Here is a 25,852-nt window from a genome sequence, read left to right on the forward strand (position 1 = left end):
CCCGTGAGAACCGCCGTCGTCATCGGAACCGGACTGATCGGCACCTCCGCGGCGCTCGCCCTGACAGCACGCGGGATCACCGTGCACCTCGCCGACCACGACCCCGACCGGGCCCGCACGGCCGCCGCCCTCGGGGCCGGCACCGACGAGCCCCCGCAGGAGCAGGTCGACCTCGCGATCGTCGCCGTACCGCCGGCCCACGTCGCCGCGACCCTGGCCGACCTGATAGGACGCGGTGCGGCGCGCGCCTACGTCGACGTGGCCAGCGTCAAGGGCGGGCCGCGGCGGGAACTGGCCGCGCTCGGCGTCGACGCCACCGCCTACATCGGCACGCACCCGATGGCGGGCAAGGAGCAGTCGGGGCCGCTCGCCGCGACGGCGGACCTCTTCGAGGGGCGGCCCTGGGTGCTCACCCCGACCCGGGACACCGACCACGAGGTGCTCAATCTCGCGCTGGAACTCGTCGCCCTGTCCCGGGCCGTGCCGGTGGTGATGGACGCGGACGCGCACGACCGGGCCGTGGCGCTCGTCTCGCACACCCCGCAGCTCGTCTCCAGCATGGTCGCCGCCCGCCTGGAGGAGGCCGACGAGACGGCCGTCCGGCTGTGCGGGCAGGGCATCCGCGACGTGACCCGGATCGCGGCCTCGGATCCGCGGATGTGGGTGGAGATCCTCTCGGCCAACCCGGGACCGGTCGCCGACGTCCTCGCCGGGATCGCCGCGGACCTGGAGGAGACCGTGGACGCGCTGCGCAGCCTCCAGTCCGCCGACGTCGAGAAGCGGCGCGGCGGAGCCGCGGGCATCGAGGACGTACTGCGCCGCGGGAACGCGGGCCGGGTGCGGGTCCCGGGCAAGCACGGAGCGGCGCCCACGGTCTACGAGACGGTGGCCGTGCTCATCAGCGACCAGCCGGGCGAGCTGGCACGTATCTTCGCCGACGCGGGCCGTGCCGGGGTCAACATCGAGGACGTGCGGATCGAGCACGCCACGGGCCAGCAGGCCGGTCTGGTCCAGCTCATGGTGGAGCCGAGGTCCGTGGCAGGGCTCACCGCCGAGCTGCGGGAACGGGGCTGGGCACTGCGCAGCCAGTAGCCGGAGAGCGCGGGCCCGGCCCGATCGGCAATGCGCCCCTCCGGGGCCCGGTAACCTTGGAGAGGGGCGCTTTGCCGCGCCCGGACACGTACGCGCAACCAGGAAGGTGCCCGCACCGTGGAAACCGCCGCTCCGTCCGCCGTGATCGTCGCCATCGACGGTCCCTCCGGCACGGGCAAGTCCAGCACCTCCAAGGCCGTGGCCGCCAAGCTCGGGCTGCGCTACCTGGACACCGGTGCCCAGTACCGGGCCATCACCTGGTGGATGATCTCCAACGGGGTCGACACCGACGACGCGCAGGCCGTGGCGGTCGCCGCCGGCAAGCCCTCCATCGTGTCCGGCACCGACCCGGCCGCGCCCACCATCACCGTGGACGGCCTCGACGCCGCCGGCCCCATCCGGACCCAGGAGGTCACCTCCAAGGTCAGCGCCGTCAGCGCGGTCCCCGAGGTGCGCACGCTCATCACCGAGCTGCAGCGCTCCATCGCCGCCGAGGCGGCCCGGGACGCGGACGGGATCGTCGTCGAGGGCCGGGACATCGGCACCACCGTCCTGCCCGACGCCGACCTCAAGGTGTTCCTGACGGCCTCCGCCGAGGCGCGCGCCGCCCGGCGCAGCGGAGAGCTCCGCGGCAAGGAGGCCGCCGACCTCGCGGCCACCAAGGCGGCGCTGATCAAGCGCGACGCCGCCGACTCCGGCCGCAAGACCTCCCCGCTGGCCAAGGCCGACGACGCCGTCGAGGTGGACACCACCGAGCTCACGCTCGACCAGGTGATCGAGTGCGTCGTGACGCTCGTCGAAGAGAAGCGGGCGGTCCGCACGTGAGCCGAACGCCCTCCCTCAAGGGTGCGGCGGTCGGCAGGCGCATCGGCATCGGCCTCATGTACGGGCTGTGGAAGCCGCGCGTACTGGGCGCCTGGAAGGTGCCCGCCTCGGGCCCCGTCATCCTCGCCGTGAACCACACGCACAACATAGACGGCCCCATGGTGATGGGCACCGCGCCCCGCCCCCTGCACTTCCTGATCAAGAAGGAAGCGTACGTGGGCCCGCTCGGCCCGTTCCTGGACGGCATCGGGCAGGTCAAGGTCGACCGCTCCGGCGCCGACCGGGCGGCGATAGGCCGCGCCCTCGCCGTGCTCGACCAGGGCGGGGCCCTCGGGATATTCCCCGAGGGCCGCAGGGGAGAGGGCGACTTCGCCTCGCTGCGCGCGGGACTGGCGTACTTCGCGGTCCGCAGCGGCGCGCCCGTCGTGCCCGTCGCCGTCCTCGGCAGCGCCGAGGACCGCGGCAGGCTGATCCCGGGGCTGCCGCCCTTCAAGAGCCGGGTCGACGTCGTCTTCGGCTCGGCCTTCGACGCCGGGGACGGCAGTGGCCGTCGTACCCGTACCGCGCTGGACCAGGCCACCGTACGCATCCAGGACCGGCTGACCGCCCACCTGGCCGACGCCAAGCGCCTGACCGGGCGCTGAGCGAGACTTGACCTAGTAGTGGAACCGCGCTGCGCGGGCACCACCGATCACCACGAACGACGAGGAACGGACTTCATGAACGACCAGCACGACCACGGAGCACTTGGCGATGCCGAGTACGCGGAGTTCATGGAGCTCGCCGCGGAAGAGGGTTTCGACCTCGAAGACGTCGAAGGTGCCATCGAGGAGGCGGGCCACGGCCCGCTGCCCGTCCTCGCCGTCGTGGGCCGGCCCAACGTCGGCAAGTCGACCCTGGTGAACCGCATCATCGGCCGCCGCGAGGCGGTCGTCGAGGACAAGCCCGGCGTCACCCGTGACCGCGTCACCTACGAGGCCGAGTGGGCCGGCCGGCGCTTCAAGGTCGTCGACACCGGCGGCTGGGAGCAGGACGTCCTCGGCATCGACGCGGCCGTCGCCGCCCAGGCCGAGTACGCCATCGAGACCGCCGACGCGGTCGTCTTCGTCGTCGACGCCAAGGTCGGCGCCACCGACAGCGACGAGGCCGTCGTCAAGCTGCTCCGCAAGGCCAAGAAGCCCGTCGTCCTGTGCGCCAACAAGGTCGACGGCCAGAGCGGCGAGTCCGACGCGGCGTCCCTGTGGTCGCTGGGCCTCGGCGTGCCGCACCCCGTCTCCTCGCTCCACGGCCGCGGCACCGGCGACATGCTCGACGCCGTCCTCGACGTCCTCCCGGAAGCCCCGGAGCAGACCTTCGGCGGCGCCGCGCCCGGCGGCCCGCGCCGCATCGCGCTGATCGGCCGCCCGAACGTCGGCAAGTCCTCGCTGCTGAACAAGGTCGCGAAGGAGAACCGGGTCGTCGTCAACGAGCTGGCCGGCACCACCCGCGACCCGGTCGACGAGCTCATCGAGCTCGGCGGCGTCACCTGGAAGTTCGTCGACACCGCCGGCATCCGCAAGAAGGTCCACCTCCAGCAGGGCGCCGACTACTACGCCTCGCTGCGCACCGCCGCGGCCGTCGAGAAGGCGGAGGTGGCGGTCATCCTGATCGACACCACCGAGACCATCAGCGTCCAGGACCAGCGCATCATCACCATGGCCGTCGAGGCCGGCCGCGCGATCGTGATCGCCTACAACAAGTGGGACGAGCTCGACGAGGAGCGCCGCTACTACCTCGAGCGCGAGATCGAGACCGAGATGCAGCAGGTCTCCTGGGCGCCGCGGGTGAACGTCTCGGCGCTCACCGGCCGTCACATGGAGAAGCTGGTCCCGGCGATCGAGACGGCCCTGGCGGGCTGGGAGACGCGCGTTCCCACCGGCCGGCTGAACGCCTTCCTCGGTGAGATCGTCGCCGCCCACCCGCACCCGATCCGCGGCGGCAAGCAGCCCCGCATCCTGTTCGGTACCCAGGCGGGGAGCAAGCCGCCGCGGTTCGTCCTCTTCGCCTCCGGCTTCCTGGAGCACGGCTACCGGCGCTTCATCGAGCGCCGCCTGCGCGAGGAGTTCGGCTTCGAGGGCACCCCGATCCACATCTCGGTGCGGGTGCGCGAGAAGCGCGGCGCCCAGTACAAGAAGAAGAAGTAGCGGCGGTCCGGGGTCAGTAGCCCCGGCGCGGAGCGGGCGGCAGGGCCGCCGGGATGTGCGTCATCCCGGTCTGGTGCTGCCGCCCGTCGGCGTATCCGGGGCTGCCCGCGTACGAGTAGGCGGGCTGGGTCTGGGGCTGCGACGGCGACTGGGCCTGCGAGGGGGACTGCGTCTGGGACGGGCTCTGCGGGCTGTAGGAGGGCTGCCAGCCGTCCATCCGCTGCCACGCCGAACCGCTCCAGCCGCCGCTGCCGTACGAGCCGACCGTGTAGCCGCCCCCGTACGAGAAGGCCGTGAACCCGAGGTCCTCCTCGCCCGTACGGTCGCCCGGCAGGGCCCGGAAGGCGCGCAGGTACTCCGAGTACAGCGTGTCGTAGATCGGGGTGTGCGAGACGGCCGGAGAGCTGTCCCGGTCCCGTACGGGACGCATGGCGGGGACGGTGCTCGGATAGGACGGGGCGCGGGAGGAGTCGTATGGATGCACGTATCAGCCAACGAAACGCGCGCTCTGCGGATGCGGGGTGACGGGGGAGGAAACACACATCGCCGGGGGTGTGCGGGACGGACCGCACACCCCCGGCGCACGCCGCCCGGCCCCCTCCGCGGGGGCCGGGCGGCCGTTCGGTACCGGCTGGGATCAGGCGCCGGGCGTCCCCGCCAGGGGCATCGCGGCGGCCACGAGCTTGCCCGCGGCGGCGGCCTTGTCCAGCGCGTCGCGCAGCAGGTCCTCGCGGGGCTGCTGGCCGATGGAGCCGACCGGGGCGGCGTAGATGAGCACGCGCTGGGTCTTCTGGACGGCGGCCCGCCAGCCGTCGGTGACCGACAGCGCCTGGTGCGCCTGCCACCAGGCGACCTGGCCGCCGCCCTCGGCGCCGGGCTGGAGCACGGCGTGCAGCTGCCCGGCCGCGAGCAGGACCGACCAGCCGCCGAGGAGGGTGGGGAGTTCGGCCGTGTCGGTCACCGGGATGAAGCCCTGCTCGATCAGGAGCGGCAGGAAGTCGTCGCCGGGGCCGTCGCTGCCCGGGCGGGCGATGGGCGCGGTCGGCTCGACGACCAGGGCGGGGTGCAGCTCGCCGCCGATCAGCACGAGGCCGCTGGTGATGCCGAGGACGGCCTGTCCGCCGGGCACGTTCTGCGGAGCGGCCGCGCCCGTGTCCTGCGCGGAGGCCGGGCTGTCGCCGGTGATGCTGCGGACCGCGCCCTGGAGCTGCTCCTCGGAGACGGAGACGACCTGCGAGGGGATGCAGGTGGCGTGGGCGAAGGCGAGGACGGCGGTCTCCTCGCCGACGAACAGCACCGTGCTGGTGCGGTCGTTCTCGGGGTCGCCCGGGGTGCGGCAGGAGGTGCAGTCGTAACTGCGCGGCGCGTCGTCGCCGACGAGCAGCCTGTCGGCTTCTTCGTCGCCGATCTCGGCACGTACCTCATCACTGACGTCGAGCATGCGCGGCACGGGGTGCTCCTCGGCATAGGTGCGGGTCCGGGAGGCTCCCGGCTCGCCGGGCACAACGCGGGAGCGGCGGCCGGGGTCACGCCATTTGAGGGAACGGATTCGAACCGGGCGCCCGGAAGGGTGAACCGTGCGACCGGAGCTTCGGTTTTGTGCCAACTGTTTTCTGGTTGTGCGCAGTTGGTGGCCGGGTGTGGCCGTTTCGGGGGGAGGGGGAGGTCGGCCGACCGGGTGGGGTGCGGTGCCCCGCCGCGTGGCGGGGCCCGGGCCGCCGTGGAGCGCTGCGTAGCGTGACCCGATGCCCAACCTCCGGATCGCCCGGGCCGCCCGCGCCGCCGTCGCGGCCGTCGTACTGGCGCTCGCAGCACCCCAGGCGGCGGCGGAGGCGGCACCGCCGCCGCCCGCGCCGGGTCCGGCCGGGGCCGCGCACCCCGGGTCGCCGGGCGTGATCGGGAGCGGACCCGGGGACTGCGGCCCTGGCGGGGAATGGCCCTGGGACTGCGTGGCCGACTGCGAGAGCGGCGGGCGGTGGGCGGTCAACACCGGCAACGGCTTCTACGGCGGGCTGCAGTTCTGGCAGCCGACGTGGGAGGAGTACGGCGGCCTGGCGTTCGCGCCGCGGGCCGACCTGGCGGACCGCGCGCAGCAGATCAGGGTGGCGCAGGAGGTCCTCGCGGCGCAGGGGTGGAACGCGTGGCCGGTCTGCTCGAAGCGGTACGGGCTCGCCGGGCGGATGCACACCGTACGGGGCGGGGACACGCTGGTCACGATCGCCCGCGAGCGCCGGGTGCAGGGCGGGTGGCAGGCGCTGTACGAGGCCAACCGCGAGGCGATCGGCCCCAAGCCGGAAGCGATCGCCGTGGGCACGCTCCTGCTGATCCCAGAGCCGAGCCCCGCGCCGTCGGCGAATCCGAGCCCCGTGCCGGGCCCGAAGCCGAAGCCTGCGCCTGTGGCGAAGCCGGGTCCCGCGCCTGCGGCGAAGCCGGGCCCCGTGCCGGGCGCGAAGCCGGGTCCCGTGCCGGGCGCGAAGCCGGGTCCCGTGCCGGGCGCGAAGCCGGGTCCCGCGCCTGCGGCGAAGCCGAGTCCCGTGCCGGGCGCGAAGCCGGGTCCCGTGCCTGCGGCGAAGCCGAGGCCCGTGCCGGGCGCGAAGCCGGGCCCCGTGCCGGCGGCGAAGCCGGGCCCCGTGCCGGGCGCGAAGCCGGGCCCCGTGCCGGCGGCGAAGCCGAGTCCCGTGCCGGGCGCGAAGCCGGGTCCCGCGCCTGCGGCGAAGCCGAGTCCCGTGCCGGGCGCGAAACCGGGCCCCGCGCCTGCGGCGAAGCCGAGTCCCGTGCCGGGCGCGAAACCGGGCCCCGCGCCTGTGGCGAAGCCGGGCCCCGTGCCGGGTGCGAAGCCGAGTCCCGTGTAAGCGGCGAAGCCGAGGCCTGCGGCGGAGCCGAAGCCTTGGCCTGCGGCCGTGCCGATTCGGCGCCCGGGCGCAGCCGAAGCCCGCGCCTGCGGCGAAGCCATGCCCTATGCCTGCGTCGAAGTCGAAGCCTGCGGCCGTGCCGATCCCCGCGCCTGCGGCCGTGCCGAACCCGTGCCGGTGGCGAACCCGGGTCCTGAAGGGTGAGCCCAAGTTGGTGCCTGCGGCTGTGTCGATTCGCCGCTGGGGCGGAACCGAAGCCTGCGCTCACGGCGAAGCCGGGCCCCGCGTCGGCGGCGGAGCCGAGGCCTGCGGCCGTGCTGAGCCCCGTGCCTGTGGCGAAGTCGGGTGCTGGAGGCTGAGCCCAAGTCGGTGCTTGCGGCCGTGCCGATTCGGGGCTGGGGTGCAGCCGGAAGCCCGCGCCTGCGGCGGAGCCGAAGCCTGCGGCCGTCCTGAGCCCCGTGCCTGTGGCGAAGTCGGGTGCTGGAGGCTGAGCCCAAGTCGGTGTCCTGCGGCCGTGCCGATTCGGGGCTGGGGTGCAGCCGGAAGCCCGCGCCTGCGGCGGAGGCGAAGCATGCGTTCGCGGCGGAGCCGGGCCCGTGCCTGCAGCGGAGCCGAAGCCTTGGCCTGCAGCCGTGCCGATTCGGGGCTGGGGGGGGAGCCGGAAGCCCGCGCCTGCGGCGGAGCCGGGATCGGGCTCGGGGCGGAGGTGGAGGGTGTGGGCGGGGCGGAGCCGCAGGCTTGGGGCTCCGCGGCCCTTCGTCGGGACCCGGCGGAACGGCGGCCGGGCGCTGGCAGACTCGGGGGATGCTCGAGACCTCCGCACGGCTGTTGCGCCTGCTGTCCCTGCTCCAGGCCCACCGCGAATGGACCGGCGCCGACCTCGCCGACCGCCTCGGCGTCACCGCCCGGACGGTCCGGCGCGACGTGGACCGGCTGCGGGAGCTGGGGTACCCGGTGAACGCCAGTCCCGGGACCGGTGGCGGTTACCAGCTGGGAGCCGGGGCCGAACTGCCGCCGCTGCTGCTGGACGACGACGAGGCCGTGGCCGTCGCCGTCGGGCTGCGGACCGCCGCGGGCAACGGGGTCGAGGGGATCGGGGAGGCCTCCGTACGGGCCCTCGCGAAGCTGGAGCAGGTTCTGCCGTCGCGCCTGCGCCGCAGGGTGTCCGCCCTCAACGACTTCACCGTGCCGATGCTGCGGGGGGCCCAGCGGTCCACCGTGGACGCCTCGGTCCTGACCGAACTGGCCGCGGTCTGCCGGGACGCCGAGCGGCTGCGCTTCGGGTACCGCGACCACGGCGGCAGCGTCAGCCGCCGCACTGTCGAACCGCACCGGCTCGTCTGCACGGAGCGGCGCTGGTACCTGGTCGCCTGGGACCTGGACCGCGAGGCGTGGCGCACCTTCCGCGCGGACCGGATCGAGCCCAGACCGCCCCACGGACCGCGCTTCACCCCGCGCCCGCCACCCGCCGAGGACCTCGCCGCGTACGTCTCCGAAGGCGTGTCCCAGCGGGTCTACGCCGCCCGCGCGGTGGTCCGGCTGAAGATCTCCGAGCAGGAGGCGGCGCAGATCATCGGGCCGAGCGACGGAGTCCTGGAAGCGGTCGACGCGCACACCTGCCTGCTGCGCACCGGGGCCGTGAACCTGGACGTTCTGGTGATTCACATCATGCTGCTCGGTTGTGAGTTCGAAGTGGTCGAGCCGCCCGGGCTCACCGATCGGATGAGGGACCTGAGAGATCTGCTGGGGCGGGCCGTGGGGCCGGAGAAGTGAAGGAAATGTAGCGGACCTGAGGGGGATTCAGCTGGTCCGGTCCAGGCTGCCCGCGGAAATGCGCCGCGGCAATTCTGTGCTTCTCGACGGAAATTCGAATACGTCCGAACCCCGGGCGTGTCGCGCTCGGGAAAGCAATTGGCGACTGTAGATATTCTGTGACACAAGCGTGACCCGGGACGGACGAACGTCCGGGCGCGGCGCTGACGAACGCCGAAGGCGGGCCGGGTCGATGACCCGGCCCGCCTTCGCGGTGCGGGGGTGGGTGGTGCGTACCGCCCCCGCCGTGGACGTCAGCCGCCGGCGACCGGACGGGCGGCGGTGCCCCTGGTGCCGGCCCGCTCGGTGTGCGGAGGCCGGCGGCTGCCGACCGGGGTGACCGGGGTCCGCTCGGAGCGGATCAGGTGGGGCCGGTTGGCCGGGTGCACGGCCGGGCGGTGCGCCGGGGAGTGTCCCGTGGGGGCGCCGGCCGGCACGGCCGCGGTGGGCACCGCGGCCGGTTCCTCGGGGGTCTGCGTGAGGGGCCTCAGCTGCCACTTGCCGCCCGCGGAGAGCAGCGGGGTGAGCGCGGAGACGACCGGGGCGGGCATCCGCCCGGTCTCGGCCCGGCGGCGCAGCATCTCGCGCAGGTCGAAGACGTAGGCCTCGGCCCGTGCGATGAGCGGCTCGAACCAGGGGAGGGCCAGCAGGATCAGCAGACCCGCGGACCAGCCCAGCAGGACATCGCTGACCCAGTGCGTGCCGAGGTACACGGTGGTGGCGCCGACGCTCAGCGAGACGACCGCGGACACCACGGACAGCACCCGCCGGGTGACCACGGTGGAGGCCAGGTAGGCCAGGATCCCCCAGGTCACGACGGCGTTGGCGGTGTGGCCGGAAGGGAATATATCGCCGCCCGCGAAGAGTTCGGCCGAGCCGATCTCGGTGGCGTAGTGCGGGCCGAGCCGGCCCAGGCCCAGCTTCACGGACCCGACGGTGACGTTGAGCAGCAACAGCGCCACGCCGAGGGTGATCAGCGGGCGGAGGGTGTGCTGCCGCCAGGAGCGCCAGCCGAGCCACGCGGCGACCATGACCGCGGTGGGCCCGCGCTGGCCGAGCACGACCAGGTAGTCGAGGAAGGCGTGCAGCTGCGGCCACTGCTCGTAGGGCCGGAAGAACATGATCTGCCAGTCGAGGCGGACCAGCCAGGACGTGGTCAGCACGGCCACCACGATGGCGAGGTAGAACGCGAGGGTCGAGCCCAGGAGTACGACGCGGTGCCGGCTCATCTGCGGGGTCTGCAGATGAGCCGGTCGCTCTGGTTCCCGGTCCAGCCGGGCGAACACCCGCTCCAGACGGGTCAGGATTTGGTCGGTACGCACTCAATCGACGTTACCGCGCGGCGATGGTCAGCCCGGGCGAATCGCGGGCTTTGTGATGACCATGTGATGTGGAGTTGGTCTCACGCGGGCCCTAATTCCCGGCATTCCGGCAGGGGTTGGATGCTTCTCGATCCGGTGTCCGGTAATTGTTTCGGCCGCTTATTCGGGCTTTATTGCCGCAGGTCGATTCCCCTGCCCGTGGAGGGCCGGCAGAGATCCGGTCCGGCGCTCGGGGGATCCTACGGAGGGCCCGAGCCGTTCAGCCAGAACGCCCCGTACACCGCCGAGGCCAGGGCGGCCGCGCCCAGCACCAGGACCGCCCGCCGGGTCCGCCACCGGGCGAGCGCCACCGCCGGCACCAGCATCAGCGGGAACGCCGGCAGCAACAGCCGAGGCTTCGAACCGAAGTAACCGGACGCGCACAGCGCGAGCGCCACGACGATCCCGCAGTACACGAGGAGCGGCGCCGGCTGCCGCTGCCGCACGCACGCCCCGTACAGCCACAGCACCAGGACGACCCCGGCGATCAGCCCCAGCCCGGCCGGCCAGGCGGACGAGGCCAGCTTCGCCCCGACGAAGCGGGCGAAGGCCCAGCCGCCGTCGAAGCCGTTGCCCCAGCCGGCCTGCACGTCCAGGTACCCGAGCAGACCGCCCCCGGTGCGCGCGCCCACCCACAGCACGTACGCGGCCGCGCCCGCCGGAGCCAGGAGCGCCCCGAGCGCCACGCGCCACGACCGCTCCCCGCGCCGCCAGGCCAGTACGGCGGCCACCCACACCGCCGCGACGACCGCCGCGCCGACCGGTCGGGTCAGCCCGGCCCCGGCGGCGAGCAGGCCCGCCGTCAGCCACCGGCCGCGCAGGGCCCCGTACAGGGCCCACGCGGCCAGCGCCGTGAACAGCGCCTCGCTGTAGGCCATGGACTGCACGATCCCGACGGGCAGTGCCGCCCAGACGGCGACGGCGAACACCCCGGTCCGGCGGCCGTGGAGCAGGTCGGCCACCGCGAAGATCCCCCATGCCGCCGCGAGCCCGGCGAGCACCGACACCACCAGGCCCGCCGAGCCGTACGAGAGCCCGGTCACCGCCGACACCGCCCGTTCCAGCCACGGCAGGAGCGGGAAGAACGCCAGGTTCGAGTGAACGTCCCCGTCGGGCAGGACGATCTCGTAGCCGTACCCCTCGGCGGCGATGCGGGCGTACCAGAGCGAGTCCCATCGGGCCGACAGCAGCGTGTGCGGGCTGCTGCCCGCCGCCGCGCCCCACACGGCGAGCACGGTCAGCCCGAGCAGCCGGACCGCCGCGAAGACGGCCAGCGCGGGCGCGGCCCGGCGAAATCCAAGATCTTCCACGGGCATGATTATCGGTGGCGCCCGACCGGGGCCGGCGCCGAGGACGACGCAACGTGAGCGGGCGCGTACGCGGGGGAGAATTCCGGGGTGGGGGAGTGGCACACGCCACACGGGGGGCGCCGCCGGGATGAGAGCTTGGCCACGTGACGGGCACACGAACTCGCGTACGCTGACCGTTCACTCGCGTGTCGATGCCGGACCCCGTTGGACGCCGCACAGCGCACCACCCCTCGCGGCTCCACCAGACGCTGGTCCACCGAGCGCGAGGGATCACCTGGGAGGTACATGCATGGCGGGGACGAACGCGGCCGCGGCCCGGACCCCTTCGCCCTGGCAGCGGCTGGGTGCGGTCTCCGGCGGTGCCAACCGCTGGCTCGTCCTGGCGGTTCTGTGCGTCAGCCTGGTCCTCGTCGCGCTCGACGCGACGATCCTGCACGTCGCGGTCCCGTCCGTCACCGAGGACCTGCGGCCCGGCCCGATCGAGCTCCTCTGGATCGTCGACGCCTACCCGCTGGTCTGCGCCTCGCTGCTGATCCTCTTCGGCACCCTCGGGGACCGGGTCGGCCGCCGCCGCATCCTCCTCCTCGGCTACGGACTCTTCGGCGTGGCCTCCGCGACAGCGGCCCTCGCCGACAACGCCCAGGTCCTCATCGCCGCGCGCGCCCTGCTCGGCGTCGGCGGCGCGATGATCATGCCGGCCACCCTGTCGATCCTTCGCCAGGTCTTCCCCGACCGGCGTGAGCGGGCCCTCGCCATCGGCATCTGGACCGCCGTCGCCGCGGTCGGCGCGGCCAGCGGTCCGGTCCTCGGCGGCTTCCTCATCGAGCACTTCTGGTGGGGCTCGGTCTTCCTCATCAACATCCCGCTCATGGCGCTGATCCTGCCGCTCGGACGCTGGCTGCTGCCGGAGTCGCGCGGCTCGGCGGACGGGCCGTGGGACGTGCTCGGCGCGCTGATGGCCGCCGCCGGCGTGCTCGGCTCGGTCCTCGGGATCAAGCGGTTCGGCGCCGAGCGGCACCTCCTCGACGCCGAGGCACTGGTCCCGCTGCTGCTCGGCGCGGCGCTCCTCGTGCTGTTCGTACGGCGCCAGAAGCGGCGCGAGCACCCGCTGATCGACATGCGGATGTTCTCGCGGGCCGCCTTCTCCACCTCGGTCGCCTGCATCGTGCTCGCCATGCTCGCGCTGGTGGGCCTGGAGCTGATCGCCGTCCAGTACCTGCAGCTGGTGCTGCACCTCAGCCCGCTGGAGACCGGCCTTCGGCTGCTGCCGCTGACCTTCGCCGCCATGGCCGCGGGCGCCACCGGCTCCTACACCCTGGCCCGGGTCGGGCCGCGCACCATGGTGTCGCTGGGCTTCGTGCTGACGGCCTTCGCCGTGCTGCTGCTGACGCTGATGGGCCAGCAGGACCGGCCGGTGCTGCTGACCGTCGGCTTCATCCTGCTGGGCTTCGGACTGCAGACCACGCTGTTCGCCGCCTACGAGTCCATGCTGAGCGAGGCGCCGGCGGAGACCGCGGGCGGGGCGGCCTCGATCGGTGAGACCTCCTACCAGCTGGGCGCGGGTATCGGCATCGCGCTGCTGGGCAGCGTGATGAACGCGGCGTACCGGCCGGGGCTGGCGTCGGTGCCGGGGGTTTCGGCGGCGGACTCGGCGGGCGCCGCGAACTCCCTGGGCGAGGCCTACCAGATCGCGGCGGGCCTCGGCGGCCCGGCCGGGGCCTCGCTGTACGCGGCGGCGCGGCACGCCTTCGTGCACGGGCTGCACGTCACGCTGCTGGTCAGCGCGGGGCTGCTGTTCGCCGGCGCGGTGATGGCGCTGAAGCTTCCGAGGGTCATGGAGTGCGGGGCGGCAGAGGCGGCCGAGCCGGTGCGGTTGCCCGCGCAGGCCAAGGGCGAGCCGCGGCCGACCCCGGTGGAGCACGCGGGCTGACCGCCCTCTTCGCCCGGCGCAGCCGGACCGGCTCGGCGGAGCCGGGGAAGCGGGGCTGGATTTTGTACCGGCCGGGTCGCTAGCGTCAGCGGTACCGCGCAAAACTTGCGCTGCTAGGTTCTGTCGGCCGGGCCGGCCGCGACGCGGCCCCCGGCACCACGCGGCCCTCGGGCCGCCCAGGCCGCCGGGAGGCCCCGTGTCCTTCGTACCCACCGATCCGCTCGGGCTCGACGAGCTCCTCGGGCCCGAGGACCTCGCGGTCCGGGACACCGTCCGCGGCTGGGCCGCGGACCGGGTGCTGCCGAACATCGCCCAGTGGTACGAGAGCGGCGAGCTGCCGGCGATCCGCGAGCTGGCGCGGGAACTCGGCGCCATCGGGGCGCTCGGGATGTCCCTGGAGGGCTACGGCTGCGCCGGTGCCAGCGCCGTCCAGTACGGCCTGGCCTGCCTGGAGCTGGAGGCCGCCGACTCCGGGATCCGCTCCCTCGTGTCGGTGCAGGGCTCGCTCGCCATGTACGCGATCTGGAAGTACGGCTCCGAGGAGCAGAAGCAGCGCTGGCTGCCCGGCATGGCCGCCGGCGAGCTCATCGGCTGCTTCGGGCTGACCGAGCCCGATGTGGGATCGGACCCGGCGGCGATGCGGACCTACGCCAAGCGCGACGGCACGGACTGGGTGCTGAACGGCCGCAAGATGTGGATCACCAACGGCTCCGTCGCGGCGGTGGCCGTGGTGTGGGCGCAGACCGACGACGGGATCCGCGGCTTCGCGGTGCCCACCGACACGCCCGGCTTCTCCGCGCCGGAGATCAAGCACAAGTGGTCGCTGCGGGCCAGCGTCACCAGCGAGCTGGTCATGGACGACGTACGGCTGCCCGCCGACGCGGTGCTGCCGCTCGTCACCGGGCTCAAGGGGCCGCTCGGCTGTCTCAGCCACGCGCGCTACGGGATCATCTGGGGGTCCATGGGCGCGGCGCGGGCCAGTTTCGAGGCCGCGCTCGACTACGCCAGGACGCGGGAGCAGTTCGGCAAGCCGATCGGCGGCTTCCAGCTCACCCAGGCCAAGCTGGCGGACATGGCCCTCGAACTCCACAAGGGCATCCTGCTCGCCCACCACCTGGGCCGGCGGATGGACGCGGGCACCCTGCGGCCCGAGCAGATCAGTTTCGGCAAGCTCAACAACGTCCGCGAGGCCATCGAGATCTGCCGCACCGCGCGGACCATCCTCGGCGCCAACGGGATCTCTCTCGAATACCCCGTCATGCGGCACGCCACCAACCTCGAATCGGTCCTCACCTACGAGGGCACCGTCGAGATGCACCAGTTGGTGCTGGGCAAGGCGCTCACCGGGCTGGACGCCTTCCGGTGAGAGCCCTGCTCAGCTCTGGTTGAAGAAGTCGCGCGAGCGGCCGCCGGGCTCGCCGCTCACGATCTGGGTGTCGGCCGGGGTCAGCAGGAAGACCCTGGTCGCCACCCGCTCGATCGAACCGCGCAGCCCGAAGGTCAGTCCGGCCGCGAAGTCGACGACGCGCTTCGCGTCGGTCGGGTCCATCGACGACAGGTTCACGATCACCGGGACACCGTCGCGGAACAGCTCGCCGATGCCGCGCGCGTCGCGGAATCCGTCCGGGGTGACCGTCGCGATCCGGCGGCCGTGCTCGACGGCCGACTCGGAGGCCACCTTGACGCGGGGGTCGGTCACCCACTGGTCTCCGGGGCCCGCGACGGAACCGTGGGCGGCCTCCGCGTAGTCGTCGTCGTAGTAGCGCTCGTCGTCGCTGTCCTCCACGAGACCCAGCCAGGCACTCGCCTTGCGCACCGAACCCATGGACTGCCTCCTTTCACCGCGGTCAGTCTGTCTTTCTCTCCGCTGCCCCTATGCTCGTCCATGATGCTGACAACGCGCCAAGTGGATAGTCGCCGCGCAGGGGTTTCGTGACGGTACTGGTGCAGAACATCCGTTGCACGGTCAAGGATCCCGGTCGCTACCGCTGCTGACTGAGTGAAAATACGACCGCCGCCGCCGTACGGGTGGGCGACGGGGACGTACGGGTGAAAGACGCGGGTCGATACGATGCCGGGCAGGCACGCGTACGACACACGGGGGAAGCAGCTTGTTCGGCATAGTCAGACCTTGCACGCACCGGCTCGGGGAGCGGTTCAAGGCGGAGTGGATGGCCCATCTGTGCGGGCTGTGCCTGGCACTTCGGGGGGACCACGGGCAGTTCGCCCGGATCGTCACGAACTATGACGGGCTCCTCGTCTCCGTTCTGACGGAGGCTCAGTCCGGTCCCGCACCCGGCTCCCGGCGCACCGCCGGACCCTGCCCCCTGCGCGGCATGCGCACCGCCGCCGTCGCCCAGGGCGAGGGGGCCAGGCTCGCGGCCGCCGTCTCCCTCGTCCTGGCCTCCGCGAAGGTGCGCGACCACGTGGCGGACCGGGACGGCCTGTTGGCCCGCGCCCCCATCGCCCTCGCCGCCCGCAAGGTGGCCCGCGGCTGGGACCGGGCCGGTGCGCGCACCGGCGCCTCGCTCGGCTTCGACACCGCCGTCCTCGTGGACGCGGTGGACCGGCAGGCGGGCATCGAGACGCTGGCCGGCCCCGGCACCTCCGTGCTCGTGGTGACCGAGCCGACCGAGACCGCGACGGCCGCCGCCTTCGCGCATACCGCACAGCTGGCCGGACGGCCGGGCAACGCCCCCGCGCTGGCCGAGGCGGGCCGCTACTTCGGCCGGCTCGCGCACCTGCTGGACGCCGTGGAGGACCAGGGCGCCGACGCGGAGGCGGGCGCCTGGAACCCGCTCACCGCCACCGGCACCTCGCGCGCCGAGGCCCGCAGGCTCTGTGACGACGCCCTGCACGGCATCCGTCTGGCGCTGGGCGAGGTCGAGTTCGCCGACGCGGGGCTCGCCCACCGGCTGCTCGTGCACGAACTGCGCACCTCGGTCGACCGGGCCTTCGGGACCATGAGCTGCGGCCACACGGCCACCGCCTCGGCCGGGCAGGGCCCGAACCCGTACGGCTCGAATCCGTACGGCTCGAACCCGTACGACGGGACCGGCGGCAATCCCTACGGCGGCGCTCCGCACGGCGCCAGCCCCTACGGCGCCGGCCCGCACGGCGTGAACACCCCGCAGGCTCCCGGCGGCCCGGCCGGGCCGCCGCCCACGGGACCCGGCGGGTACGGCGGCGGTGGGGGAGGCGGCGGCTTCGGCGGCGGTGACTTCGGCGGAGGCTTCGGCGGCGGCGGTCGGCACCCGCAGCGGCAGCCCCGCGGCCTGCTGGCCGGCTGCGCCGTGGCCATCGGGCTCTTCTGCACCTGTCAGATCTGCTGCACCGAGCACGAGGGCCCCTGGTCGCGCAAGAAGCGGGACCCGTGGTGCGACGCCTGCGAGTGCTGCAACTGCTGCCCGAACTCCTCGGCGAGCGGGGGTTCCGAGGGCGGCTCCGGCGGCGGCGGTGGCGACGGCGGTTGCTGCGACTGCAACTGCGGCTGCTGCTGCGACTGAGCCGACGTCAGTTCCACGCGCCCGGACGGCGTATGAGGGGATTCCCGTCCGGACGCGCGTGGAAGGGCTGAGCGGGATGAGCGAAGACGCAGACGATCCGCACGCCGCCCCGTACGGTCGCCCGGCGCCGGGCGGGGCCCTCCGGACACCCGGCTTTCCGGCTACCCGGAAGGTCGAATTCCGGCCGTTCCGGTGCTGCCCGGTCCTACCCGCCCCGGGGCGCCCGGCACCGCGCCGGGCCGCGTCCACGGGTGTGCCCGGGTGCGACCGGTATGCGCCAGGCCCCCTCTCGTGCGGGCCCGGGGGAGACCCTGTGGCACCAGACGCCGCGGGCTCCGCGCTCGCGGGGGCCGGCGCCGCCGCGCGAACGTGCCCCGGTCGCGCCCGCGTCCGCGGCGCTGCCCGGACCGCCACCGCCGAGGACCGCGCACGGCGAGGCCGCGCGCCCGCCGCGGACGGGGCCGTTCCGGCCGTCGGCACCTTCCCGTCCGCAGGGCCCCGGCGTCCGGCCGTGACCGCCCGGGCCGTCGTGCGCCGGCCCGTAGGGCGTCGGGCGGCACGCGCCTCCGGCCTCGTCGCGGAGGGCGCCGAGGGTGCCGAGGGACCCGAGGGACCCGAGGGCGCTGAACCCCACCCGGCCGCCCCGGTGACCGTGCCGCCGGGGCGTTTCGGCGCGTACGCGCGCGAGCGGGCCGGCCGGGCGGTGAACTCCGACGGGGACCCGCGCCGACCCGGCCCCGGCCGGAGACCGACCGTCGCCGCCGCGCCCGCCCGGCGCGGCCGACGCCACCTCCGCCGCCCGCAAGCCGGCATATCCCAGGCGCGGGGCGCGATCACCGTGGGCCCCGACCGGGCTCTGCCGCGCCGTCCGACCGCGCCCTCGCGGACCCGTTCCCCCGGCCTCTCCCACCGCCCCGGACCCCACCGCACACCACGGTGAAACGCGGCGCGCGGAGGCCGAAAGCCGCTCTTGCGACCGGTATCCGACGACAGGACACTCCCGACAGCGCTTGTCAGGGACACGGCCAAAGTTCATGCGCCCGCCGTGCCCCCGGCTGCGCCTCACGGGCTCTGGCACCCCCACGACCGCCGGGCCCCCGACCCTCTCCAGGAGGACGAGAAGTGAGGATCAAGCGCACCACCCGTAACAGGCTGCTCGCGGTGGCCACCGGCCTGGCCGCCGCCGCAGCGCTCGCCGCACCCACGGCGGCGAGCGCGGACCCCCAGGACGGCGGATTCAGCGCCGACCGGCTCGCCTCGGCCGGCGCCTCCGTCCTGCGCGCCGACGTCGCGGGCACCGCCTGGCACGCCGACCCCGCCACCGGAACCCTCGTGGTCTCCGCCGACTCCACCGTCTCCGCCGCCGCCATCGCGAGAATCAAGCGCGAGGCCGGAACCGAGGCGGGGGCGCTGCGCATCCAACGCATCCCCGGCAAGCTCACCAAACTGGCCTCCGGCGGCGACGCCATCTACGCCAACAGCTGGCGCTGTTCGCTCGGCTTCAACGTCCGCAGCGGCGCCAACTACTACGCCCTGACCGCCGGACACTGCACCGACGGCGCGGGCACCTGGTGGACCAACTCCGCCCGCACGAACGTCCTCGGCTCCACCGCCGGGTCCAGCTTCCCGAACAACGACTACGGCCTCATCAAGTACGCCAGCAACACCCCCGCGCCCCCGGGGACCGTCGGCAGCCAGGACATCACCAGCGCCGTCAACGCGACGGTCAACATGTCCGTGACCCGGCGCGGCTCCACCACCGGCATCCACAGCGGCCGGGTCACCGGCCTCAACGCCACCGTCAACTACGGCGGCGGCGACGTCGTCTACGGCATGATCCGCACCAACGTGTGCGCCGAACCCGGCGACAGCGGCGGCCCGCTCTACTCGGGCACCCGCGCCGTCGGCCTCACCTCCGGCGGCAGCGGCAACTGCTCCTCGGGCGGCACCACCTTCTTCCAGCCCGTGGTCGAAGCCCTCAACGCCTACGGGGTCAGCGTCTACTGACGAGTGTCCCGTGCGCCCCTGTCGGCACCCTGGACGTCCTCCCGCCTTCTGGGAGGATGTCCAGGGCGGCCGTGTCCTCGGGGGAAGCAGGTTCCTGCATGAAACGCATCGGCGTGACCGGGCACCGGTCCCTCCCCGACGCGGTGCTCGGCCATGTGGAGAGCGGCCTGCGGGCCGTACTGGGCGGCCACGAAGGGCCGCTGGAGGCCCTCTCCAGCCTCGCCGACGGCGCGGACCAGCTCTTCGCCGTCGTCGCGCTCGAGTGCGGCGCCGACCTGACCGTGGTGATCCCCAGCGAGGACTACGAAGAGGCCTTCGAGGGCGCCGAGGCGCTCGACCGCTACCGGCGCCTCAGGCTGCGGGCCACGCAGGAGATCCGGATGGACTTCGCCCGTTCCACGGACGAGGCCTACTACGCCGCCGGCACCTACATCGCCGACTCGTGCGACCGGCTCGTCGCCGTCTGGGACGGCCGGCCCGCCCGCGGGCACGGCGGCACCGCCGAGATCGTCGCCTACGCCCGGTCCCTGGGCAAGCCGGTCACCGTCCTGTGGTGCGAGGGCGTGTCCCGGGACTGACCCACGCCCTCCACCACCGACACCGTCGCCGTCGACGCCGCCGTCCCCGGCTCAACTGCTGTGCCGGACCAGCCAGTCCGTGTGCTGCGGCGAGACGTACCGCTCGGTCTCGTACACCGAGGACGGCCACTGCGACTCGGTGATGGTCGTCTGCATCACGACCATCATCGCCGCCAGGTCCTGCTCGATCAGGGTGTGCGCCTCGATCAGCGGATGGTGGCGGCGCACCTCGTTCCAGGCGATACCGGCCGCCGCCGCCGTGCTCAGCAGCCCCGTCAGACCCGCCCCCGGACCCGAACCGAACGCCCGCAGCACGGCGAACAGCAGCGCCACGCAGGTCAGCAGGACGATCGTCCACGACCACAGGTGCGTCGCCCGCCGGGACACCTCCGTCCGCCGCCGGTACCAGTTGCGCTGTTCGATCAGCCGGTCCCGGACGTACGTCTCCCGCCGCACGTGGTAGTCCTTGCCGCGCAGCCGCTGCATCGCCCCGGTGATCTCCGCGCCCTCCGGCACGGTGCCGGCCGTCCGCGGATCGTCCCAGCCCATCTTGCGCAGCTCGGCCAGTCCCGCTTCCAGCCGTGTCCGGTACGTCTCCCCGGGATCGGCCACGTCACTGCCGAACGGCGCCCCGTGCACCGCGTACCGCCAGGCCAGGGACTTGATGAACTCGGCGGCGCTGCGGTTGAGCTGCCACTGCGGGCGGGCCCGGCGCCGGGTCGCCCGCATGCCCACGGCCAGCACCCCCGCGTAACCGAGCACGCTCAGCAGCCCGAAGAGGTGCAGCGAACCGAGCTCGGGCCCGGGCGGCAGCGCCGCCGCGCCCGCGGCCACGACGAGCAGCAGCAGCTGGGTCCTCGTCGCCTGGGCGGACTCCCGCTGCCGGGAGACCGCCGTGCGGTCCGTGTGGTGGAAGAGGACCGGCAGGTCCTCGTTTCGAAAGGTCATGCTGTCGGTCACAACGCCCCCCTGATGTCGGGTGGCGGGCGGCGGGGGCCGGTGGCCCCCGCCGTCCTCCGTCGGATCACACGGCGAGGGGCTCCAGGTCCCGGTGGACCCGCCGCTCGTCACGGGCGTACCGGGTGAGGCTGTGGTCCTCACCGAGCAGCCGGGTCAGCTCGGACACCACCTCGGCGCGCAGCCGGGCCGCCTCCTCCTTGCGGCCCATCGAGTCCAGGCTGATCGCCATGTTGGAGCTGCTCGCCAGGGTCTCCGGATGGTGCGCGCCGAGCGCCTCGCGCAGCCGCAGCACGGCGAGCCGCTCCAGCTCCAGGGCCCCCTCCGGATCGCCCAGGTCCGCCCGGGCGTTGGCCAGGTTGAGGTGGGCGAAGACCGTGTGCGGGTGGTTGTCGCCCAGGACGTCCCGCATCCCCCGGATCGTCTGCCGCAGCATCGCCTCCGCCGGCTCCGCCGAGCCCGTGCCCCAGTGGAAGACCGCCAGGTTGTTCACGGCCGCCAGCGTGTACGGGTGCCGCTCGCCCGGGACCTTCATGTACTCGTCGACCACCTCCTGCGCCAGGTCCCGCGCGCCGCCCGGGTCCCCGGTCGCGAACAGGTCCGACGCCAGGTTCAGTTCGCAGGAGAGCAGGTCCGGGTTGACCGACGTGTACTTGGCCCGGTAGCGGGCCCGGGTGGCCGTCGTCAGCCGCAGCGCGTCCTCCAGCTGGCCCGCCCGGCGCAGCGACACCGCCAGGTTCTTCGCGGCCGACAGGGTGCCCGGGAACGCCCGGCCCAGCGTCCGCTTGTAGATCTCGTACGTCCGGCTCAGCAGCTGCACCGAGTCCTCGTACCGGCCCACCTCGCGCAGGTCGCGGGCCAGGTTCTGCGCGGACGACAGGGTGTACGGGTGCTCCGGGCCGAGCACCTCCGTGCGCAGGTCGTACACCTCCTGGTCGATCTCACGGGCTCTGGTGTACTGGCCCACCAGCCGCAGGTTCAGCGCCAGGTTGTTCGCCGCCGCCAGCGTGCGCGGGTGCGCCTCGTGGAAGATCTGGCTGAACCCCTCGTGCGCGTCGGTCGCCAGCTCCATCGCCTGCCCGTACTGGCCCAGCGCCCCCAGCGTGTTGGCCAGACCGCTCATGGTCATGTACGTGTGCGGGTGCGAGGGGCCCAGCACCGCCCGCTGCCGCTCCAGCGTGACCTCGTCCAGCTCCTTCGCCTCCACGAACCGGCCCTGCGAGCGCAGGATGTTCGACAGGTGGAAGCGCAGGTACAGGTACTGGAGGTCGTCGTTGCCCAGCATCTCCTTCCACGCCTCGCGCAGCTCCTCGCCCAGCTGGTAGGCGGCCTTGAAATCGCCGCGCTTCCAGAGGTAGCGGACCCGGTCGATCAGCAGCCTGCGCGTCTCCGGTTCCTTGCAGTACCGGGCCTCGGACGGCGTGAGGTGCGACCAGATGGTGTTGAACCGCGGCCACGTCTCCGGGTTGTCGATCGGCTCGTCGTCGTCCGGCCGGGCCCCGGCCAGGATCCGGTGGACGGCGTGCCGGGCCTCCCGCTGGTCCTCCTCCGGCATCTGCGAGCGGATCACCGCCTGCACCAGCCGGTGCACCTGGATGCTGTTGCTGACCTGGTCGACCTTGGCCAGAGCGAACCGGCCGATCTCCCGGATCACCCGCCCCAGCACCAGCTTCTCCTGGAGCGAGGCGTCGTACGGCTTGAGGGCGTCGATCATCTCCTTGCTGTACAGCAGGTTCGCCGAGATCGGCTCGGGCGCCAGGAACGCGCACAGCTGGAGCAGCCGTACGGCGGCCGGGGAACGCGACTGGAGCCGTTCTATGGAGATGTTCCAGGTGGCGGCCACCGGCTCCGGATATCCGGGCGGCTGGTTCAGCCCCAGGACGCTCGCCGCCTGCTGGGCCAGCTGCTCGATGTACGCGGCCACCGGGGTCGCGGTCTCCGCGATCCAGGCGCCCGCCTGCTCGACGGCCAGCGGCAGGTCGCCCACCGCGATCGCCACCTGCTCGGCGTCCTCCTTGCTGAGCCCGGGGGCCCGGCGCTGGAGGTGCTCGATGGACTCCTCGCGCAGGAACACGTCCACCGGGAGCGCGTCACCGTACTGCGACCAGGACTGGTTGCGGGACGTCACCAGCACATGGCCCGGACCACCCGGCGGGAAGAACCGCTTGAGGGTCTCGGGATCGTCGGCGTTGTCGAAGACCAGCAGCCAGCGGGAGGACGGCACCCCGCGCCGCAGCAGGTCGATCGCCTCCTGGGAGGCGGCCGCCATGTCCTCGCCCGTCTGCGCGCCCAGCCGTACGGCCAGCTCCGCGAGGGCCGCGACCACGTCGTCGGTCTGCTCCGAGGAGATCCACCACACCAGGTCGTAGTCGGCCATGAACCGGTGCACGTACTCCAGCGCCACCTGGGTCTTGCCGACGCCGCCGAGACCGAACAGGGTCTGCGGCTGCGGCAGGACCACGGCCATGCCGCCGCCGAGCTGGTCGCGCATCCGCTCCAGCACGATGCTGCGACCGGTGAACCCAGGGTTGCGGGGCGGCGCGTTCCAGATCTTGGGGACGGTCCCCGGGAAGCGCGGGCCGGGCTGCGAGGCGCTCGCCACGCTGTCGGGCAGGGCCATGGGCCGCTCCACCGCGCGCAGCAGCGCGGCCGTGGCGTGCACCTCGTCGAGCCGGAAGAGGTCCACCGGGTTGCGGTCGATGTACGGCGTGGCGAGCCGTACGTCACCCACCCTCAGCGGCACCAGTTGGCGCCGGCCCCCGGTGGGGTCCTCGGCGGCCGCCCGCTCCCACACGTCCACGGCCCGCGTGGACTTCAGGTACGCCGTGGACAGCAGCACCACGGTCCGGGCGGCGGTGTCGATGCTGATGCCCGTGCCACCGCCCAGCGTGTCCCCGGCGGAAGCCGGGCCGCCCGCCGCGGGCCGCTCGGCCGAGACGTCCTTGGGCACCACCCGGAAGCCGGCCCGGGTCAGCACCGACTCGATCCAGTCGGCCCACATCCGGTTCTCGGCGACGTAGGACAGGAACAGGTCCGCCGGCAGCGCCGGGCGGCGCCGGGTGAACGCGTCCCTGATGCGCAGGCGGACCTCCTCGCCGATGGCGGGCATGGAGGTGATCTCGCCCTCGGTGACCACGGCGGTCAGCCGTTCGAACGCGGAGAGCAGGGAGTTGGTCAGACCCGCTTCGTCGCCGAAGGTGGCCAGCGTCTCCTCGTAGGCGTAGTAGGGCCGGTACGGGATCTCCACCGCGCCCCAGTAGGAGGTCAGCTCGTCCCCCACCAGGCCGCCGGGGAACCGGTCGAACTTGATCCTGGCCAGCGCCCGGCCCGCGTCCGCCTTCTCCTTCTCGCCCTCGTCGATCCGCATCGGGACCGGGTAGATCTTGATGCCTCGGTCGTTGAACCGCTCGTCGATCTGGCGGGCGACGGACGCGGCGCCGTCGATGGACTGGTCGGACAGCGTGAAGCAGTCCACCAGGACGTCCGGCAGGTGCACGGTGCAGATGTCCGCGATGTCGGACAGGCCGGTACGGCTGTCGATCAGGACGTAGTCGTAGTTGCTCTTCATGTCCGCGCGTAAGGCGTCGAAGAAGAGCCCGCCGCCGAGCCGGTCGTAGAAGTTGTCCCAGTCGAAGGTGGACACGGTCGCGGAGTACTCGCGGTTCTGCCGGCCCGCCGAGACGAAGTCCAGGGTGCCGCCGTCCGGGAACTCCCAGCCCAGCGTCTCCGGAGTGAGCGAGACGGCGTGCGGCTGTATCCGCGCGTAGTCCTTGTGCCAGTCGTCCGCGCGCGTCACCGGACTGGTGGCGGCCCACGCGTACTCGCTGATCAGGTCGATGACCCCGGTGGTGGCCCCGAGCGTGGACGGGTCCAGGAACGGGTGGAAGAAGCGGTGCAGGCCCGGGGCCTCCAGGTCCCAGTCCACCGCCAGGACCCGCTTGCCGTTGGCCGCCAGGATCCAGGCGGTGTTGGCCAGCGCCATGGTGCGGCCCGTGCCGCCCTTGTACGAATAGAAGGTGACGATGCGTCCGTCACGGCCGTCCCTGCTGTCACGACTCGCTGTCATCCGCGTCCCCCCGGTCGGTGTCGTTGCTGTCGTTGCCGTCGTTGTGGCCGCCGAACGTGTCGGGCGGGAAGGGCGCCGGCCGCGGGGCCGGAGGCCCGCTCATCCCCATCGGCCCGAGCAGGCGCGGGCGTTCGGTGTGGGTGTTGCCGGCCGGCAGGTAGACCTGGGCGTGTCTGAGGAACTGCTGCGCCGCGGCCTCGACCACCTGCGGCAGGATCTGGCCGAGGGTCTCCATGTTCGCCACCCCGTTGGCGGCGGCCCGGCAGGCCGCCCGGCCCTGGCCCATCTTGACGGGCAGGGTCTCCTCCAGCCGCCGCGCCAGCTCGATCTCCTTCGCGCGGCTCTGGTGGTCGTAGCGGTTCCACGGCACGACCACGTTGACCCACGGGCGGGACTCCTGGTCGAAGGCGGCCAGGCGCTGGCGGCGGTGCTCGTCCTCCACCACCCAGCGGTCGACGATCAGGATCTCCGGCCGGGTCGGCGGCTGCTTGCTGTCGTAGTGCCCGGCCTCGTCGTCGAAGGAGCCGATGCTGGTCTGGTAGTTGAGGTTCTTGACCAGGTCCTCGGCGACGTAGGCGATGGGCCGCTGGGCCACCGGGTGGTACGGGTTCCACTCCAGCGCGCTGTCCCCGTAGTACTCGGGGCTGCGGCCGTCCGGCAGATCGTGCCGGGAGGCGGCGGCCACGGTCACGTGCAGGGTGCGGGCGGGGCTGCTGCCCGTGGGACCGAAGGCGCTCGGCACACCCCGGTAGTCCAGTGGCCGGACGGGTTCGAGACGGACGGTCTCGGCGACCCGGACGATGCGCTTGGCCAGCTCGTACACCGCCCGCTCGTACTGCTCGGCGTAACCGCGCAGTTTGATCAGCCCGTACAGCCCGTCGGTGACGTAGCGCTCGCCGAAGGTGTTGTGGTTGAACTGCAACCGCTCGGCGGGGCCGGGGAGTTGCGAAGGGGGGACCGGCACCCACAGCGCGGGCACGATCGCCTCGGCGGGCTGGTTGCTCAACGCCCCCTGATGGATCGCCCGCTGCGCGAAGGCGTACCACTCCTTGCCGCACATCTCACTGGCGAAGTACCGCGGCGAGAACAACGGGACGAAGACCCGGCAGGTGGCGAGTGCCGCCCCGAGCCGTTCCGACCAGCCCTCGCCGCTGCGTATCTCCCGGTCCATGAAGCCGGCCTCGGCCCCGGCGGGAAGATCCGTCAGCGCCATGACATGACTGCAGAGATCACGGAACAGGCGCTCGACCCACATGTCGGGGTCGGGCCCCCCGGCCCCGAATCTCGGTGTATGCGCATAACTGAGAAAAAAATACGGCTGCACTGATGCGGGCACACGCCCCCCGTCCCGAAGCTGCGAGCGAAGAAACATC

The 25,852-nt window shown here is 73.2% G+C and carries 18 protein-coding genes and 1 pseudogene; 11 read left to right on the top strand and 8 right to left on the bottom strand.

The window, feature by feature from the left end; all coding sequences use genetic code 11:
* The first annotated feature begins 3 nt into the window (after positions 1-3).
* The 4 genes from IG86_RS0131220 (at position 4) to der (ending at position 4,100) form a co-directional block, all read left to right on the top strand.
* Positions 4-1,092 (top strand): prephenate dehydrogenase, encoded by a 1,089-nt coding sequence (locus IG86_RS0131220; protein WP_030661300.1) that lies wholly within the window; start codon positions 4-6, stop codon positions 1,090-1,092.
* A gap of 117 nt (positions 1,093-1,209) precedes the next feature.
* Positions 1,210-1,917 (top strand): (d)CMP kinase, encoded by a 708-nt coding sequence (gene cmk, locus IG86_RS0131225; RefSeq protein ID WP_030831148.1) that lies wholly within the window; start codon positions 1,210-1,212, stop codon positions 1,915-1,917.
* The gene (locus IG86_RS0131230; RefSeq protein WP_030831145.1) at positions 1,872-2,561 is read left to right on the top strand and encodes a lysophospholipid acyltransferase family protein; all 690 of its coding nucleotides are present in this window, start codon (positions 1,872-1,874) and stop codon (positions 2,559-2,561) included. Before cmk ends, IG86_RS0131230 begins: the two co-directional genes overlap by 46 nt.
* A 75-nt stretch (positions 2,562-2,636) precedes the next feature.
* Positions 2,637-4,100: a ribosome biogenesis GTPase Der gene (gene der / locus IG86_RS0131235; RefSeq protein WP_030831143.1), complete on the top strand. Its 1,464-nt coding sequence runs from the start codon at positions 2,637-2,639 to the stop codon at positions 4,098-4,100.
* 13 nt (positions 4,101-4,113) lie between these two features.
* On the opposite strand, the gene IG86_RS0131240 is transcribed toward der, so the two are convergent.
* Together IG86_RS0131240 and IG86_RS0131245 are read right to left on the bottom strand one after the other, a co-directional pair.
* Positions 4,114-4,530 (bottom strand): hypothetical protein, encoded by a 417-nt coding sequence (locus IG86_RS0131240; RefSeq protein ID WP_045937107.1) that lies wholly within the window; start codon positions 4,528-4,530, stop codon positions 4,114-4,116.
* 207 nt (positions 4,531-4,737) lie between these two features.
* Positions 4,738-5,550 carry a hypothetical protein gene (locus tag IG86_RS0131245; RefSeq protein ID WP_030831138.1) on the bottom strand — a complete coding sequence of 271 codons (813 nt, stop codon included), beginning with the start codon at positions 5,548-5,550 and terminating at the stop codon, positions 4,738-4,740.
* 295 nt (positions 5,551-5,845) lie between these two features.
* Between IG86_RS0131245 and IG86_RS44035 the strand changes: the two are divergent.
* Positions 5,846-6,427: pseudogene (locus tag IG86_RS44035) on the top strand (transglycosylase family protein); the annotation flags it as partial.
* Between the two features lie 1,329 nt (positions 6,428-7,756).
* Positions 7,757-8,725, top strand: a complete 969-nt coding sequence (locus tag IG86_RS0131255) for a helix-turn-helix transcriptional regulator (protein WP_030831133.1) — start codon at positions 7,757-7,759, stop codon at positions 8,723-8,725.
* A 293-nt stretch (positions 8,726-9,018) separates the two neighbouring features.
* Here the strand turns inward: IG86_RS0131255 and IG86_RS0131260 are convergent, their stop codons facing one another.
* Positions 9,019-10,086 carry a phosphatase PAP2 family protein gene (locus IG86_RS0131260; RefSeq protein ID WP_030831131.1) on the bottom strand — a complete coding sequence of 356 codons (1,068 nt, stop codon included), beginning with the start codon at positions 10,084-10,086 and terminating at the stop codon, positions 9,019-9,021.
* Positions 10,087-10,325: 239 nt separating this feature from the next.
* Positions 10,326-11,441 carry a glycosyltransferase family 39 protein gene (locus tag IG86_RS0131265; RefSeq protein ID WP_030901403.1) on the bottom strand — a complete coding sequence of 372 codons (1,116 nt, stop codon included), beginning with the start codon at positions 11,439-11,441 and terminating at the stop codon, positions 10,326-10,328.
* Between the two features lie 283 nt (positions 11,442-11,724).
* Here IG86_RS0131265 and IG86_RS0131270 point away from each other — a divergent pair, with 283 nt between their 5' ends.
* Together IG86_RS0131270 and IG86_RS0131275 are read left to right on the top strand one after the other, a co-directional pair.
* Entirely contained in the window at positions 11,725-13,365 is a 1,641-nt protein-coding gene (locus tag IG86_RS0131270) for an MFS transporter (protein WP_037943352.1), read from the top strand.
* A 196-nt stretch (positions 13,366-13,561) separates the two neighbouring features.
* On the top strand, positions 13,562-14,731 hold the full coding sequence (locus IG86_RS0131275; RefSeq protein ID WP_030831123.1) for an acyl-CoA dehydrogenase family protein: 1,170 nt from the start codon (positions 13,562-13,564) through the stop codon (positions 14,729-14,731).
* A gap of 9 nt (positions 14,732-14,740) precedes the next feature.
* On the opposite strand, the gene IG86_RS0131280 is transcribed toward IG86_RS0131275, so the two are convergent.
* Positions 14,741-15,190 carry a cell division protein SepF gene (locus IG86_RS0131280; protein WP_030030440.1) on the bottom strand — a complete coding sequence of 150 codons (450 nt, stop codon included), beginning with the start codon at positions 15,188-15,190 and terminating at the stop codon, positions 14,741-14,743.
* A gap of 286 nt (positions 15,191-15,476) precedes the next feature.
* Between IG86_RS0131280 and IG86_RS43780 the strand changes: the two genes are divergently transcribed.
* The 3 genes from IG86_RS43780 (at position 15,477) to IG86_RS0131300 (ending at position 19,456) form a co-directional block, all read left to right on the top strand.
* Complete coding sequence (locus tag IG86_RS43780) at positions 15,477-16,871, top strand: DUF5685 family protein (protein WP_037943354.1); 1,395 nt, start codon at positions 15,477-15,479, stop codon at positions 16,869-16,871.
* Between the two features lie 1,122 nt (positions 16,872-17,993).
* Positions 17,994-18,878 (top strand): S1 family peptidase, encoded by an 885-nt coding sequence (locus IG86_RS0131295; protein WP_030901411.1) that lies wholly within the window; start codon positions 17,994-17,996, stop codon positions 18,876-18,878.
* A gap of 98 nt (positions 18,879-18,976) precedes the next feature.
* Positions 18,977-19,456, top strand: coding sequence for a hypothetical protein (locus IG86_RS0131300; RefSeq protein WP_030901413.1), 480 nt, complete (start codon positions 18,977-18,979; stop codon positions 19,454-19,456).
* 51 nt (positions 19,457-19,507) lie between these two features.
* Here IG86_RS0131300 and IG86_RS0131305 read toward each other — a convergent pair whose 3' ends face one another.
* The 3 genes from IG86_RS0131305 to IG86_RS0131315 all read right to left on the bottom strand — a co-directional run bounded on the left by IG86_RS0131305 (position 19,508) and on the right by IG86_RS0131315 (position 25,851).
* Positions 19,508-20,404, bottom strand: a complete 897-nt coding sequence (locus IG86_RS0131305) for a DUF4231 domain-containing protein (RefSeq protein ID WP_030831116.1) — start codon at positions 20,402-20,404, stop codon at positions 19,508-19,510.
* 76 nt (positions 20,405-20,480) lie between these two features.
* Positions 20,481-24,479, bottom strand: coding sequence for an FxSxx-COOH system tetratricopeptide repeat protein (gene fxsT / locus IG86_RS0131310; protein WP_030831115.1), 3,999 nt, complete (start codon positions 24,477-24,479; stop codon positions 20,481-20,483).
* Positions 24,463-25,851: a TIR-like protein FxsC gene (locus tag IG86_RS0131315; protein ID WP_234316306.1), complete on the bottom strand. Its 1,389-nt coding sequence runs from the start codon at positions 25,849-25,851 to the stop codon at positions 24,463-24,465. The genes fxsT and IG86_RS0131315 overlap by 17 nt, the downstream gene beginning before the upstream one ends.
* Between the last annotated feature and the right edge of the window lies 1 nt (position 25,852).

This window comes from Streptomyces virginiae (genome assembly GCF_000720455.1).
In the GTDB taxonomy this organism is placed as follows: Bacteria; Actinomycetota; Actinomycetes; order Streptomycetales; family Streptomycetaceae; genus Streptomyces; species Streptomyces virginiae.

Coding starts and splice junctions, on each gene's coding strand:
- IG86_RS0131305 (WP_030831116.1), bottom strand. CDS start 20,404: ATGACCTTTCGAAACGAGGACCTGCCGGTCCTCTTCCACCACACGGAC.
- der (WP_030831143.1), top strand. CDS start 2,637: ATGAACGACCAGCACGACCACGGAGCACTTGGCGATGCCGAGTACGCG.
- fxsT (WP_030831115.1), bottom strand. CDS start 24,479: ATGACAGCGAGTCGTGACAGCAGGGACGGCCGTGACGGACGCATCGTC.
- IG86_RS0131240 (WP_045937107.1), bottom strand. CDS start 4,530: ATGCGTCCCGTACGGGACCGGGACAGCTCTCCGGCCGTCTCGCACACC.
- IG86_RS0131280 (WP_030030440.1), bottom strand. CDS start 15,190: ATGGGTTCGGTGCGCAAGGCGAGTGCCTGGCTGGGTCTCGTGGAGGAC.
- IG86_RS0131270 (WP_037943352.1), top strand. CDS start 11,725: ATGGCGGGGACGAACGCGGCCGCGGCCCGGACCCCTTCGCCCTGGCAG.
- IG86_RS0131315 (WP_234316306.1), bottom strand. CDS start 25,851: ATGTTTCTTCGCTCGCAGCTTCGGGACGGGGGGCGTGTGCCCGCATCA.
- IG86_RS0131300 (WP_030901413.1), top strand. CDS start 18,977: ATGAAACGCATCGGCGTGACCGGGCACCGGTCCCTCCCCGACGCGGTG.
- IG86_RS0131265 (WP_030901403.1), bottom strand. CDS start 11,441: ATGCCCGTGGAAGATCTTGGATTTCGCCGGGCCGCGCCCGCGCTGGCC.
- IG86_RS0131255 (WP_030831133.1), top strand. CDS start 7,757: ATGCTCGAGACCTCCGCACGGCTGTTGCGCCTGCTGTCCCTGCTCCAG.